Source organism: Streptomyces sp. NPDC001781 (assembly GCF_053596035.1).
Genome location: NZ_JBSFFI010000008.1, coordinates 62,917 through 75,913, shown reverse-complemented (window position 1 = coordinate 75,913; position 12,997 = coordinate 62,917). Strand labels below are relative to the sequence as shown.

Genomic DNA, 12,997 nt, shown 5'->3' with positions numbered 1-12,997 from the left:
GGAGGGACAGAAGTGAGCACTCAGGTCATACGCCCCGTCCGGGCGCCGAACGGCCCCGGACGTGCGGGGCGGGGCATGTCGGAGAGCCTGGCCGTCGGGGCCGTGCGCTGCGCGGCCCTCGGCGGCGCGGCCGCCCTGCTGGGGCTGTGGTGGGCGGACACCTCTTCCGTGGTCGGCGCGTCGGGCTGGCTGACGGGGGCGGGCCGCCTGACGGGACTGCTGGCGGGTTACCTGTGCGCGCTGGTGGTGCTGCTGATGAGCCGGGTTCCCCTGCTCGACGCGACGGTGGGGCCCGACCGGCTCGCCCGCTGGCACGCCTGGCTCGGCCGATGGACGATCACGCTGATCACGGCGCACGTGGTGCTGATCATCGAGGGCTACGCGCTGACCGGACGGGTGTCGCCCGTGCGCGAGGCGGGCCAGGTGGTGCTGCACTACCCGGACATGCTGAAGGCACTCGCCGCCCTGGTGATCTTCCTGGTCACCGCCGTGGTCTCCGCGAGGGCCGCGCGCACCAGGCTGAGTCACGAGACCTGGTACCACCTGCACCTGGCGACCTATGCCGCGGTGTTCCTCGCTTTCGGCCACCAACTGGCCACCGGGGCCGACTTCGCGGGCAACACCGTGGCGCAGGCGTGCTGGTACGCGCTGTACGGCGGGGTCGCCGGGCTGGTCTGCTGGTTCCGGGTCCTGAAGCCCGTCCGGTTGTCCCGCCGGCACCGGCTGCGGGTCGCCGGGGTGCGGGCCGAGGGGCCGGGGGTGGTGTCGGTGCTGATCACCGGACGCCATCTGGAGGAACTCCGCATCCGTCCTGGACAGTTCATGCGGTGGCGGTTCATGGTCCCGGGCATGTGGTGGACCGCGTCGCCCTACTCGCTGTCGGCTCCGGCCGACGGGCGCGGGCTGAGGATCACGGTCAAGGCCGCCGGTGACCACAGTGCCCGGCTGACGCGGCTGCGTCCCGGTACCCGGGTCTGGGCCGAGGGGCCCTACGGCGCGCTGACCGGCGACCGCTCCCGCGGCACCCGGTCGCTGCTGCTGGCGGGCGGGGTGGGCATCACTCCGCTGCGGACCCTGTTCGAGACGCTCCCCGGTGACCCCGTGCTGGTGTACTGGGCGCGGCGGCCCGAGGACCTGGTCCTGCGCGGCGAGCTGGAGGAGCTGGCCGCGGCGCGCGGTACCCGGCTCCACCTCTCGGTGAGCGAACCGGCGGGCTACCGGATTCCCCTCGACGCGCGGACGCTCCAGGCTCTCGTACCGGACGTGGCCGACCGCGACTGCTACGTGTGCGGTCCTCCCGGAATGACCGAGGCTGCGCTCACGGCCCTGCGGACGGCCGGGGTTCCCGCCCGCCGCGTCCACAGCGAGTCCTTCTCCCTGTAGGGGCGTCCTCAGCACGCCGCCGGTCCACTCCCCCTTCCCGCCCGCGCTTTCGCCGGAGACACTCATGCGCCGCACTCTCCTCACGCTCGCCACGACGACGGCGGTCATCACGATGCTGCTCGCCCTCAAACCGCATCAGCCGCCCGCGCCCGCGACGGCCGGTCATCTCCCCACCGGCACCTCACCGGGTCAGACCCAGGGCACGAGGCGGTCGGGCACGTTCACGGGCGACACGATCGACACCCCTTACGGGCCGGTTCAGGTGCGCGTCACCATCAGCGGCGGCAGGCTGACCGCCGTCACCGCGGTGCAGGTTCCGGACGCCAACCCGCGCGACCGCGAGATCGCCGCGTACGCGGTGCCGCGGCTGACCGGGGAGGCGCTCGATGCCCAGAGCGCCCGTATAGACGCCGTGTCCGGAGCCACGTACACCAGCGGGGGTTACATTCGCTCCCTGCAGAGCGCCCTGGACGCAACCGGCGGCTGAGGCCGCCCGGTCCCGCCCCTCAGTCCCCCGCCTCCTGCGGCGGAACCAGGGGAACCCGCCAGCACAGGGTCGTACCGCCGCCCGAGGAGGTGACCTCCAGACGGCCGCCCAGGTTCCGCGCGCGCTCCGCGAGGTTGAGCAGGCCGCTTCGTCTGCCACCGGGAGGGATGCCCCTGCCGTTGTCCGTCACCTCGGCACACACCTCGTGACCGTCGGTCGTCAGCATCACCCGGGTGCGGTCGGCGTGGGCGTGGCGGGCGACGTTCGTGAGCGCCTCGGTGAGTACCGCCACGACGTGGTCGGCGACGGCCGGAGGCACGTCGGTGTCGATCAGCCCTTCCATGCGCACGCTCGGGGTGAAGCCCAGTGCCGGTGCGGCCGCGTTCACGACGTGGACCACCCGGGTGCGCAGGCGGTCCGCCGTCGGGCCGGAACGGGAGCGCAGACCGAAGATCGTCGACCTGATGATCTTGATCGTCTCGTCGAGGTCGTCCACGGCTCGCATCACCCGTTCGGAAGCCTCCGGATGGTCGATGAACCGGCCCGCGCTCTGCAGGGTCATTCCCGTGGCGAACAGCCGCTGGATGGCCACGTCGTGCAGGTCGCGCGCGATGCGGTCGCGATCTTCGAGGAGAGCGAACTGCTGGGCGTCACGTCGGCGGTCTGCCAGTTCCATGGCGATCGCCGCCTGCGCCGCGAAGCTCTGCAGCATCTCGGTCTCCTTCGGCAGGAACACGGACTCCCCGGCGTCGCGTGCCACCAGCACCACTCCCCTGATTCCCGTCGACGCCGTGCCGATCGGCGCGGCCACGGCCGGGCCGAGGCCGCCGAAACGCGGCGGCTCGGGATCTATGCGAACGTCGTTGGTCACATCGTCGCTCACGACCGGCGCCTGCGCCACGTAAGCGAGACCTGTCAGAGTCCCCTCCACGGGCAGCACCAGCCCGCGATGCGCCTCGGCGTCCACGCCGAGGGCGATCTCCACGCTCAGGGCGTGCTCGGCTTCCATCGGGACGGCCACCGCGGCCAGGGCGGAGCCCGAGATCTCCCGGGCACGCTCCGCTATCAGACCGAGCACGCCGGCTCCGTCGGAGTCGGACATGAGGCTGTGCCCTATCTCCGCGTTCGCCATCAGCCAGCGCTCACGCAGCCGGGCCTCCTCGTAGAGCCGCGCGTTGTCGATGGCGACGCCGGCAGCCGCCGCGAGGGCGGAGATCATCGATTCGTCGGCCTCGTCGAACTGGCGCCCGCCGCGCTTCTCCGTCAGGTAGAGGTTGCCGAAGACGCGGTCCCGGACGCGGATGGGGACGCCGAGGAAGCTGCCCATCGGCGGATGCCCCGGAGGAAAGCCGTAGGAGGACGGATGGTCGCGTATGTCCTCGATCCGCATGGGCGCGGGCCGCCGGATCAGCTCGCCCAGGAGGCCACGGCCCTCGGGGAACGGGCCCACGGCGGCCGTCGTCCGCTCGTCGACACCGACCGTGAGGAACGCGGAGAGCCGGTTGCCGTCCGGGCCGATCACGCCGAGGGCCGCGTACTCGGCGTCGGCGAGGACCGCCGCGGCCTCGACGAGTGAGCGCAGCACCTGTTTCAGGTCCAGTTCGCTGCCGACGGCGAGCACCGCCTCGAGAAGTCCGAGGACATGGCTCTCCGCGCCGCGACCGGCGCCGACCTGCTCGCGCAGCTCCGCCAGGAGCTTGTCAAGCCTCGGATGCGGCCGCCGCGTGCGGGGCTCCTCGGGGCCTGCGACCACGGGGTCCTCCAGCTGGCGAATTGCGTGGATCGGCTGTTTGCCTCCGTTTTCAGCCTAGTCAACCGCCGGCGAAGGCGTACGGGCTTCGCGGACGGTTCGCCTCGGGCAAGCCGCCGCACGCGGCCGGCTGCGAGCGGCGGATCCGGAGGCCGCAGCGCCTCGCTGCGCGCGCTCCGGCGAAGGCGGCGCCCGGCTCCTGGCGAGCGTCGTACCGGACTGGAGCGGGCCGAAGGTCCCGGCCCGGGGCCAGGTGTCCCGTGGTGGAAGGCCCGGGCGGCGCGCACGCTGGGACCAGAGCCGGTGGAGAGGGCCGGCCGTCCGTCCGGCCGGGCGCCGGGGCGCTGGTGCTGTGACCGGAAGGGTTCACCGGCTCGCGGCAGACCTTTCCGGTCACAGCACCAGGCACGAGGAGTTGACCATGACTGGCACCCCGCACCATGTGAGCGACGTGATGACGCGTGCGGTCGTCGCGGTGAGTCGTAGCACCCTGTTCAAGGACATCGTCGAGCGCATGGAGCAGTGGCAGGTCAGCGCCCTGCCGGTGCTGGAGGGGGACGGCCGGGTGATCGGTGTGGTCTCCGAGGCCGATCTGCTGCCCAAGGAGGAGTTCCGCGGCGACGTCCCGGACCGGCTCACCCAGATGCGCCGGATGCCGGACCTGGCCAAGGCCGGCGCGGTGACGGCCGGGGAACTGATGAGCACTCCCGCCGTCACCGTCCACGCCGACGCCACCGTCGCCGAGGCGGCGCGCATCATGGCCGTCAAACGGGTGAAGCGGCTGCCGGTGGTGACCTCCGAGGGTCTGCTCGACGGTGTCGTCAGCCGCGGCGATCTGCTCAAACCGTTTCTGCGGCCGGACGGGGATCTCGCCGACGAGATCCGCCGCGATGTCGTCGACGTCCTCTTCCCCGCCCCGGTCGAGCCCGTGCACATCGTGGTGGACGACGGCGTCGTCACGGTGACCGGCCGCGTCGGGGAGGCGGCCTCCGTCGATGTCGCGGCCCGCATGATCCGTGGCGTGGAGGGTGTCGTGGGTGTGGACTGCCGGCTCACCGCGGCGGACACCGGGTGAGGGGAAGAGGGACGTCCGGCCCCCGGTCCGGGCCCGACCGGCACTCGGCCACGCGTCCGCAGGGCCGGACAGTGGAAGCACCAACGGGTGCGACATCCGCACCGCGGAACGGCTCCGCCGGCCCACCGGATCGTTTCCCGCCTTCGCCGGGTCGCCGTGGGAGCCCCTCACAGCCGGGAAGAGACACATGGCCCGCGATCACGCTCCCCCACGCCGGCCCGTCGAGCTGGGACCGGCCGAGGCCCTGCGGCTGCTGGCCGGTGTGACCCTCGGAAGGCTCGTCTTCACCCGGCAGGCGCTGCCCAGCGTCCGCCCGGTCAGTCACGTGCTGGACGACGGCGACATCGTGATCCGGACTCCCGAGGACGCCACCCTCACGCCGCACGGCGAGGGCGGCGACGGCCGCGGTGTCGTCGTCGCGTACCAGGCCGACAGCATCGACGCGGCCACTCACCTCGGGTGGAGCGTCGTGGTCGTCGGATACGCGCGCCTGGTGACCGACGCCGAGGAGATCGCCCGCGTACGGGCGCGTCTGGGGACGCGGGAGCCATGGCACGACGCGGAGCTGGTGGCCCGCATCCATCCCGAGTTGATCACGGGCTTCCGCCTCGACTGAGCCCCGTTCATCGCGCGAGGGAGAAGCTCATGCACAGCAGCCGCTACCGAGTGGACGACGTGATGACCCGGGCCGTGGTGGCCGTGGGGCGCGGCGCCCTGTTCAAGGACATCGTCGATCGCATGGAGCGCTGGCATGTCAGCGCCCTGCCGGTCCTGGAGGGGGACGGCCGGGTGGCCGGGGTGGTGTCCGAGGCGGACCTGCTGCCCAAGGAGGAGTTCTGGGACAACAACCCGGCCATGTTCATCCGGCAGCATCGCGGGGCCGACCTGGTGAAGGCGGGCGCCCGGACCGCCGAACGGCTGATGAGCACTCCGGCCGTCACCGTCCGCTCCGGCGCGTCGGTGGCCGAGGCGGCACGGATCATGGTGGAGCGGCACGTCAAGCGGCTGCCGGTCGTGGACGCCGGGGACGTCATCGTGGGCGTGGTAAGCCGCTGGGACCTGCTCGGAACCCTTCCGTCCCTGTCGTCCGGCGAACCCGGGCCGTCGCATGGCCGCTCACCCGCACCCGGCGCACGCTTGAAGGAGCCGTGCCCGGTTCACAAGATCCGAGGAGACATCATGTACGGCAGCCCCCTCACCGTCGGCGACGTGATGACCTCCACGGTCGCCGCGATCGGCCCGCGCGCCCCGTTCAAGGAGATCGTCCGGCTCCTGCAGGACTGGCGGGTGAGCGCCCTGCCGGTGATCGAGGGCGAGGGCCGCGTGGTCGGTGTGGTCTCGGAGGCGGACCTGCTCCCCAAGGAGGAGATGTGGGACGCCCCCGGGCCAGACGGGGCGGAACTGCTCGGGTCGCGTGGCGTGGTGAAGGCCGAGGCGCTCACCGCGGCGGAACTGATGTCGTCTCCCGCCGTGACGGTCCACGCCGAGGCACCCCTCGCCCAGGCCGCGCGGCTCATGGCGCAGAACGGCGTCCGGCGACTGCCCGTCGTGGGGGACGACGGTCTGCTGGCGGGTGTCGTCAGCCGGACGGACCTGCTGAAGGTCTTCCTGCGCAGCGACGCCGACATCGCGGACGAGGTACGGCACGAGGTGGTGTCGCACCTCTTCCGGGCGCCGGCGTCCACCGTGCACGTGGAGGTGAACGACGGTGTGGTCACGTTCGTCGGCCAGGTCCGGGACACCTCGCTGGTGCCCGTCGCGGCCGGGCTGACCAGGGCCGTGGACGGCGTGGTGGACGTGGAGTTCGACCTCGCCCCCTCCCGCACCGTGGGGTAGCGGCGGAGGGCGGGATGTCCGAGTGGACCTGGGAGTGGAAGGGCTACGACCCGGCGGGCGAGCGGCTGCGGGAGTCCCTCTGCACCCTGGGCAACGGGTACTTCGCCACGCGGGGCGCCCTGCCGGAGTGCCGGGCCGGTCTGGTCCACTACCCGGGCACCTACGTGGCCGGCTGTTACGACCGCCTGGAGTCGGCGGTGGCGGGCCGGAACGTGGTCAACGAGGACCTCGTCAACCTCCCGAACTGGCTGCCCCTGCGTTTCCGGGTACGAGGCCCCGGCCGGGAGTGGGGGCCCTGGTACTCGCCCGACACGCGCGCTCCCGAGGGGCACCGGCACGTGCTGGATCTGCGGCGCGGCACGCTCACGCGGTCCTTCCGTTTCCGGCACGGGCGCATGGCCGTGGGAGTGGAGCAGATCCGCCTGGTGCACATGGAGGACCCGCACCTGGCCGCGCTGCGCACGGTCCTCTCGCCCGAGGGAGGGGACGGCGAGGTCGAGATCGAGAGCGCGCTGGACGGCGAGGTGCTCAACGGCAACGTCCACCGCTACCGGGGTCTCGCGCAGCGCCACCTGAGGCATCTGGGCACAGGGCTGCGGGAGCCGGGAACGGTGTGGCTGAGCTGCCGTACCAGCGCCTCGGACGTGACCGTCGCCCTGGCGGCCAGGACGACGGTCGCCGGCGGCCGGGGGCCCGTGTCGCCGTGGCTCAGCCGGACGCGGCACCGTGCCGTTCACCGTCTGGTCGTGCCGCTCGTCCCCGGCCGGCCGGTCACCGTGGACAAGACCGTGGCGCTGTTCACCTCGCGGGACACGGCGATCAGCGAGCCGCTCGGCGAGGCGGTCGACCGGGTGTCGGACGCGCCGGGCTTTCCCGCTCTGCTGGACTCGCACGCGGCCGCCTGGGAGCGGCTGTGGCGCCGGGCGGACGTGCGGGTGCCCGGCGAGGCCGGCCGTATCCTGCGTCTGCACCTGTTCCATGTCCTTCAGACCCTGTCGCCGCACACCGCCGATCTCGATGTCGGCGTACCGGCCCGCGGCTGGCACGGGGAGGCTTACCGGGGGCATGTCTTCTGGGACGAGCTCTTCGTCGTGCCCTTTCTCAACCTGCACTTCCCGGACGTCTCCCGGGCCCTTCTGGACTACCGGTACCGGCGGCTGCCCCGGGCCTGCCGGGCGGCGGCCGCGGAGGGCAGGACCGGCGCGATGTACCCGTGGCAGAGCGGCAGCGACGGACGGGAGGAGTCCCAGGAATGGCATCTCAATCCCGTCTCGGGCAGCTGGCTCCCGGACCACTCACGGCTCCAGCGCCATGTGGGTTCCGCCGTCGCGTACAACATCTGGCAGTACTGCGAGGCCACGGGCGACCAGGAGTACCTGCACTCCAGGGGCGCGGAGATGCTGCTCCAGATCGCCCGCTTCTGGGCGGGACTCGCCGTCCGCGACCCCCGCACCGACCGCTACCACATCCGGGGGGTGGTAGGCCCGGACGAGTACCACGACGCCTACCCGGACTCCTCGCGGCCCGGCCTCGACGACAACGCCTACACGAACGTCACCGCCGCCTGGGTGCTGACCCGGACCCTGGAACTCGTCCGCGGGCTGCCCTCGTGGCGTCGCGGGGAGCTGTTCCACCGGCTGCGGATGGACGCCGACGAACTCCCGCTCTGGCAGGAGGTCTCCCACCGCCTGCGGGTGCCGTTCCATCAGGGGGTGATCAGTCAGTTCGAGGGCTACGACGACCTCGCCGAACTGGACTGGGACGGCTACCGCGCCCGCTACGACTCCATCAGACGGCTCGACCGCATCCTGGAGGCGGAGGGCGACTCGGCCAACCGGTACAAGGCGTCAAAACAGGCCGATGTGCTCATGCTCGGCTACCTCTTCTCGCCCGCCGAGCTCCGGACGCTCTTCCGGCGTCTCGGGTACGGCATGGACGACGAGACCTGGCGCCGCACGGTGGACTACTACCTGCGGCGCACCAGCCACGGTTCGACCCTCAGTGAACTGGTGCACGGCGTGGTTCTCGTGCGGGCCAGGCGGGCCGAGGCGTGGAGTTACGTCCACGAGGCGCTGCGGGCGGACATCGCCGACATCCAGGGAGGCACCACCGGTGAGGGCATACACCTCGGAGCCATGGCCGGGACGCTCGACCTGGTGCAGCGCGGTCTGACCGGGCTGGAGACACGGGAGGGCGCCCTGTGGCTGGACCCGGCACCCCTCCCCGCCCTGTCCGAGTACGGCTTCACGGTGTTCTACCGCGGGCACTGGGGACTCGGCGTACGGCGGCGGGGGGACGCGCTGGAGATCTCCGTACCGGACTCGGAGCAGTCCCCGGTCCGCATCGAACTCCCCGGTCGCACGGTGACCATCGCGCCCGGGTGTACCCGCACGGTCACGGTGCCGAACGGCCCGGCATGAGGGCCGTTCGCCGTCGGCCCGGGGGACCTGCGGCCCCTGCCGGAGCGGGCCCGGCCTCACGAGACTGATCGCGAACGCCGCTCGGAGGAGGTGGATCGCATGTCCCGGACCGCCCGTGCCGCGCACGGCGGCGGGAACCCCCCGGTCGTCGTCGGAGTCGACGGCTCCGAGTCCGGCCTGAGGGCCGTGGACTGGGCCGCCGACGAGGCCGCACTGCGCGGCGCGCCCCTGCGGATCATGTACGCCTCACGTTGGGAGCGTTACGAGGAAGCAGCACGCGCCGACGAGACCGCGGAGCCGCGGGAGGAGGTCCTGGCCCGGGGTTTCGTCGAGACCGCGGCGCACCGTGCCGGACTCCGCCGGCCCGAGGCGCGCGTCGCCACCGTCGTGCTGGCCGAGGACCCGGAGTACGCACTCGTGCGGGCGAGCGAGCTCGCCGGCGTCCTGGTGCTCGGCTGCCGGGGCCGTGGCGGGGTGACGGAGATGCTGCTCGGCTCCGTGAGCCTGGCGGTCGCCGGGCGCGCGCTCTGTCCCGTGGTCGTGGTGCGCGGCGTCCGGGAGGACGCTCCCACGGGAGGCGTCGTGCTCGGCGTCGGTGAGGAGCCCGGGGCGACCGTCACGCGGCGCTTCGCCGTCGAGGAGGCACAGCTGCGCGGTGTGTCCCTGCACGCGGTTCGCGCCTGGCGCCATCCGCACACGGCCGCCGGGCATCCGCTGCTCACCGGCGAGCCGGCGCACTTCGAGGAGCGGCAGGCCACCGAGCTGGTGGAGGAGGCTCTGGACGAGGTCCCGTCCGATCTGAAGGTGGAGGGCCACACCGTCGAGGGCCGCGCCCGGGACGCCCTGGTCGAGCTCTCCGGCGGGGCGGATCTCCTCGTGGTGGGCGCCCGGCGCCGGCACGGCCGCTTCGGCCTGCAACTGGGCCGCGTCACGCACGGGGTGCTGCACCGTGCCGCGTGCCCGGTGGCCGTCATACCGGAACTTTCCTGACCTTCCCGGCACACTGTCCGTTCATGGATGCCGAATCCGGAGATGCGATGCCGAAGGACGACCACACCGCCGCGACCGCTCTCACCGACGAGGAGCTGCGCGGTCTCGACGCGCACTGGCGCGCCGCCAACTACCTGGCCGTGGGCCAGATCTACCTGATGGACAACCCCCTGCTCACCGAGCCGCTGCGGCCGGAGCACATCAAACCGCGGCTGCTCGGCCACTGGGGCACCTCTCCGGGACTCAATCTCGTGTACACACACCTGAACCGGGTGATCAGCAAGCGCGGCCTGGACGCGCTGTGCGTCTGGGGGCCGGGGCACGGAGGGCCCGCCGTGCTGGCGGGCTCCTGGCTGGACGGCAGCTACAGCGAGACGTACCCGGACGTGCCCCGGGACGGGGACGGCATGGCGCGGCTGTTCCGGCAGTTCTCCTTCCCCGGTGGCGTACCCAGCCATGTGGCTCCGGAGACGCCCGGCTCGATCCACGAGGGCGGCGAGCTCGGCTACTCCCTGGCCCACGCCTACGGGGCGGCATTCGACAACCCGGGTCTGGTGGTCGCCTGTGTCGTCGGGGACGGCGAGGCGGAGACGGGACCGCTGGCGGCGTCCTGGCATTCCGACAAGTTCCTCGACCCGGTGCACGACGGCGCGGTCCTGCCCGTCCTGCACCTCAACGGGTACAAGATCGCCAACCCGACCGTGCTGTCCCGCCTGCCCGAGCCGGAGCTCGACGCGCTGCTGCGCGGGTACGGGCACGAGCCGATCCACGTGAGCGGCGACGATCCGGCCGCCGTGCACCGCGCCATGGCAGCGGCCCTGGACGACGCGCTGGACCGCATCTCCCTCATGCAGCAGTCCGCGCGCGGCGGAGGCGTCACCGAGCGGGTGCACTGGCCGGTGATCGTACTGCGCACGCCCAAGGGCTGGACCGGTCCCGCCGAGGTCGACGGTCTCCCCGTCGAGGGCACCTGGCGGTCCCACCAGGTGCCGCTCGCAGGCGTGCGCGACAACCCCGAGCACCTGGCCCAGCTGGAACGCTGGATGCGCTCGTACCGGCCCGAGGAGCTGTTCGGCGCCGACGGCCGCCCCACGCCCGAGGTCCTGTCCTGCGTACCGGCGGGCGACGAACGCCTGGGCGCCACGCCGCACGCGAACGGCGGGCTGCTGACCCGCGAGCTGCCCCTGCCCGACCTGGACGCGATCGCCGTGCCCGTGGACAAGCCGGGCGTCACCCTGCACGAGCCCACCCGTCTCGTCGGCACCCTGCTGAAGCAGGTCATGAGGGACACCCGGACCCGCCGGGACTTCCGGCTGGTGGGCCCGGACGAGACCGCGTCCAACCGGCTCGAGGCGGTCTACGACGTCAGCGGCAAGGCGTGGCAGGCGGCGATCCTGCCGGTCGACGAGCATCTGGAGCGGGACGGCCGGGTCCTGGAAGTGCTCTCCGAACACCTCTGCCAGGGCTGGCTCGAAGGGTATGTGCTCACCGGCCGGCACGGCCTCTTCTCCTGCTACGAGGCGTTCGCGCACATCGTCGACTCGATGGTCGGCCAGCACATCAAGTGGCTCAAGACCGCCCGTGGCCTGCCGTGGCGCGCCCCCATCCCATCGCTTAACTACCTGCTGACCTCGCACGTCTGGCGCCAGGACCACAACGGCTTCTCCCACCAGGACCCGGGTTTCGTCGACCATGTCCTCAACAAGAGCCCCGCAGTGGTCCGCGTCTACCTCCCGCCGGACGCCAACACCCTGCTCTCGGTGACCGACCACGTCCTGCGCAGCCGGGACTACGTCAACGTGATCGTGGCCGGCAAGCAGCCGTGCTTCGACTGGCTGAGCATGGACGAGGCGCGCGTCCACTGCGCGCGCGGCGCGGGAATCTGGGAATGGGCCGGCTCCGAGGACGGGAGCGAGCCGGACGTCGTCCTGGCCTGCGCCGGTGACGTACCCACCCTCGAGGTCCTGGCCGCCGCCCAGCTGCTGCGCCGTCACCTTCCCGAGCTGCGGGTGCGGGTGGTGAACGTGGTCGACATGACCAGGCTGCTCCCCCATGAGGAACACCCGCACGGCATGACGGACTTCGAGTACGACGGCCTGTTCACGGCGGACAAGCCGGTGATCTTCGCGTACCACGGCTACCCGTGGCTCGTACACCGTCTGGCCTACCGGCGCGCCGGCCACGGGAACCTTCATGTGCGGGGGTACAAGGAGTCGGGCACCACGACCACTCCGTTCGACATGGTCGTCCGCAACGACCTCGACCGGTTCCGGCTCGTCATGGACGTCATCGACCGGGTGCCGGGGCTCGCGGTCCGTGCGGCCGCCGTGCGTCAGGCCATGGCCGACGAGCGCACCCGCCACGGGGCGTGGATCCGGGCGCACGGTGCCGACCTGCCCGAGGTGGCCGAGTGGGTCTGGGACGGCTGAACGGGTCGGCGGTCCGGGTCAGCCGGGCCCGCGGGCCCAGCGAGGCTCCACCAGATCCCACTCACGGTCCCAGCGGGCCGACCGCCGCCGGTCCAGCCATACACGTCCCAGTGCACCCGCTCCGTAGCTCGCGGCACCGACCGTCAGGGCGGCGCCGAGTCCGAAGAGGCCCGCTTCGAACGAGCTCTCCGTCGGGTTCGCGGGCTTGGCGGGAGAGAGCGTGCCCCACTCGTCCTGCCAGACCACGACGCGGGACCCGGCGCGCAAGCCGTTGTCGACCAGTGCGCGGCCGGTCCGGGTCGCACCGTCCGGGGACCGCCAGCGCACCGGGGCCTCGACCAGGATGCGCCCGGCCCAGGGGCCGGTGCCGGAGCGCCGCGCGTCGGTGAGGAGCACGGCGTGCACGGGGTGCCGGTCGGCCCGCTGCCGTGCCAGCAGGCCGACGGTGGCCTGGGCGGTCAGCACTCCGGCCACGGCTCCGCCGATCACGGCCACGACCCAGACGAGGAGCATGATCCACGCCTCCACGACGTCCTCGCGCCGCTTGAGCGGATTGCTCCGCCATCGCCACAACCGGCGCTTCGTCCTCATCGGTGGCACCTCCTCCTGGTGACACCTCTGATCCTG

The 12,997-nt window shown here is 72.4% G+C and carries 10 protein-coding genes and 1 pseudogene; 9 read left to right on the top strand and 2 right to left on the bottom strand.

The genetic code is table 11. From position 1 onward, the window contains the following. Positions 1–12 precede the first annotated feature (12 nt). Both ACWCV3_RS10070 and ACWCV3_RS10065 read left to right on the top strand, forming a co-directional pair. Positions 13–1,383, top strand: coding sequence for a ferredoxin reductase family protein (locus ACWCV3_RS10070; protein WP_451221129.1), 1,371 nt, complete (start codon positions 13–15; stop codon positions 1,381–1,383). 64 nt (positions 1,384–1,447) lie between these two features. Beyond that, positions 1,448–1,870: an FMN-binding protein gene (locus tag ACWCV3_RS10065; RefSeq protein ID WP_451221126.1), complete on the top strand. Its 423-nt coding sequence runs from the start codon at positions 1,448–1,450 to the stop codon at positions 1,868–1,870. A gap of 19 nt (positions 1,871–1,889) precedes the next feature. On the opposite strand, the gene ACWCV3_RS10060 is transcribed toward ACWCV3_RS10065, so the two are convergent. Next, on the bottom strand, positions 1,890–3,623 hold the full coding sequence (locus ACWCV3_RS10060; protein ID WP_451221123.1) for a GAF domain-containing protein: 1,734 nt from the start codon (positions 3,621–3,623) through the stop codon (positions 1,890–1,892). A 418-nt stretch (positions 3,624–4,041) separates the two neighbouring features. Here ACWCV3_RS10060 and ACWCV3_RS10055 point away from each other — a divergent pair, with 418 nt between their 5' ends. The 7 genes and pseudogenes from ACWCV3_RS10055 (at position 4,042) to ACWCV3_RS10025 (ending at position 12,370) form a co-directional block, all read left to right on the top strand. Next, a complete protein-coding gene (locus ACWCV3_RS10055) occupies positions 4,042–4,695 on the top strand; it encodes a CBS domain-containing protein (RefSeq protein ID WP_451221120.1) in 654 nt (217 codons plus the stop codon). A gap of 187 nt (positions 4,696–4,882) precedes the next feature. Then, entirely contained in the window at positions 4,883–5,311 is a 429-nt protein-coding gene (locus tag ACWCV3_RS10050; protein WP_451221117.1) for a pyridoxamine 5'-phosphate oxidase family protein, read from the top strand. A 29-nt stretch (positions 5,312–5,340) separates the two neighbouring features. Next, positions 5,341–5,760 (top strand): annotated as a pseudogene (locus ACWCV3_RS10045) (CBS domain-containing protein); the annotation flags it as partial. Between the two features lie 114 nt (positions 5,761–5,874). After that, positions 5,875–6,531, top strand: a complete 657-nt coding sequence (locus tag ACWCV3_RS10040; protein WP_451221495.1) for a CBS domain-containing protein — start codon at positions 5,875–5,877, stop codon at positions 6,529–6,531. Between the two features lie 14 nt (positions 6,532–6,545). Beyond that, positions 6,546–8,951, top strand: coding sequence for a glycoside hydrolase family 65 protein (locus ACWCV3_RS10035; protein WP_451221114.1), 2,406 nt, complete (start codon positions 6,546–6,548; stop codon positions 8,949–8,951). A gap of 99 nt (positions 8,952–9,050) precedes the next feature. Further along, the gene (locus tag ACWCV3_RS10030; protein ID WP_451221111.1) at positions 9,051–9,941 is read left to right on the top strand and encodes a universal stress protein; all 891 of its coding nucleotides are present in this window, start codon (positions 9,051–9,053) and stop codon (positions 9,939–9,941) included. 23 nt (positions 9,942–9,964) lie between these two features. Next, the gene (locus tag ACWCV3_RS10025) at positions 9,965–12,370 is read left to right on the top strand and encodes a phosphoketolase family protein (protein ID WP_451221109.1); all 2,406 of its coding nucleotides are present in this window, start codon (positions 9,965–9,967) and stop codon (positions 12,368–12,370) included. A gap of 18 nt (positions 12,371–12,388) precedes the next feature. On the opposite strand, the gene ACWCV3_RS10020 is transcribed toward ACWCV3_RS10025, so the two are convergent. Next, positions 12,389–12,961 carry an Rv1733c family protein gene (locus ACWCV3_RS10020; protein ID WP_451221106.1) on the bottom strand — a complete coding sequence of 191 codons (573 nt, stop codon included), beginning with the start codon at positions 12,959–12,961 and terminating at the stop codon, positions 12,389–12,391. Positions 12,962–12,997 lie beyond the last annotated feature (36 nt).

Excerpts from the sequence above, each read along its gene's own strand:
- ACWCV3_RS10025 (WP_451221109.1), top strand. The coding sequence starts at position 9,965 with ATGGATGCCGAATCCGGAGATGCGATGCCGAAGGACGACCACACCGCC.
- ACWCV3_RS10065 (WP_451221126.1), top strand. The coding sequence starts at position 1,448 with ATGCGCCGCACTCTCCTCACGCTCGCCACGACGACGGCGGTCATCACG.
- ACWCV3_RS10055 (WP_451221120.1), top strand. The coding sequence starts at position 4,042 with ATGACTGGCACCCCGCACCATGTGAGCGACGTGATGACGCGTGCGGTC.
- ACWCV3_RS10035 (WP_451221114.1), top strand. The coding sequence starts at position 6,546 with ATGTCCGAGTGGACCTGGGAGTGGAAGGGCTACGACCCGGCGGGCGAG.
- ACWCV3_RS10040 (WP_451221495.1), top strand. The coding sequence starts at position 5,875 with ATGTACGGCAGCCCCCTCACCGTCGGCGACGTGATGACCTCCACGGTC.
- ACWCV3_RS10030 (WP_451221111.1), top strand. The coding sequence starts at position 9,051 with ATGTCCCGGACCGCCCGTGCCGCGCACGGCGGCGGGAACCCCCCGGTC.
- ACWCV3_RS10020 (WP_451221106.1), bottom strand. The coding sequence starts at position 12,961 with ATGAGGACGAAGCGCCGGTTGTGGCGATGGCGGAGCAATCCGCTCAAG.
- ACWCV3_RS10050 (WP_451221117.1), top strand. The coding sequence starts at position 4,883 with ATGGCCCGCGATCACGCTCCCCCACGCCGGCCCGTCGAGCTGGGACCG.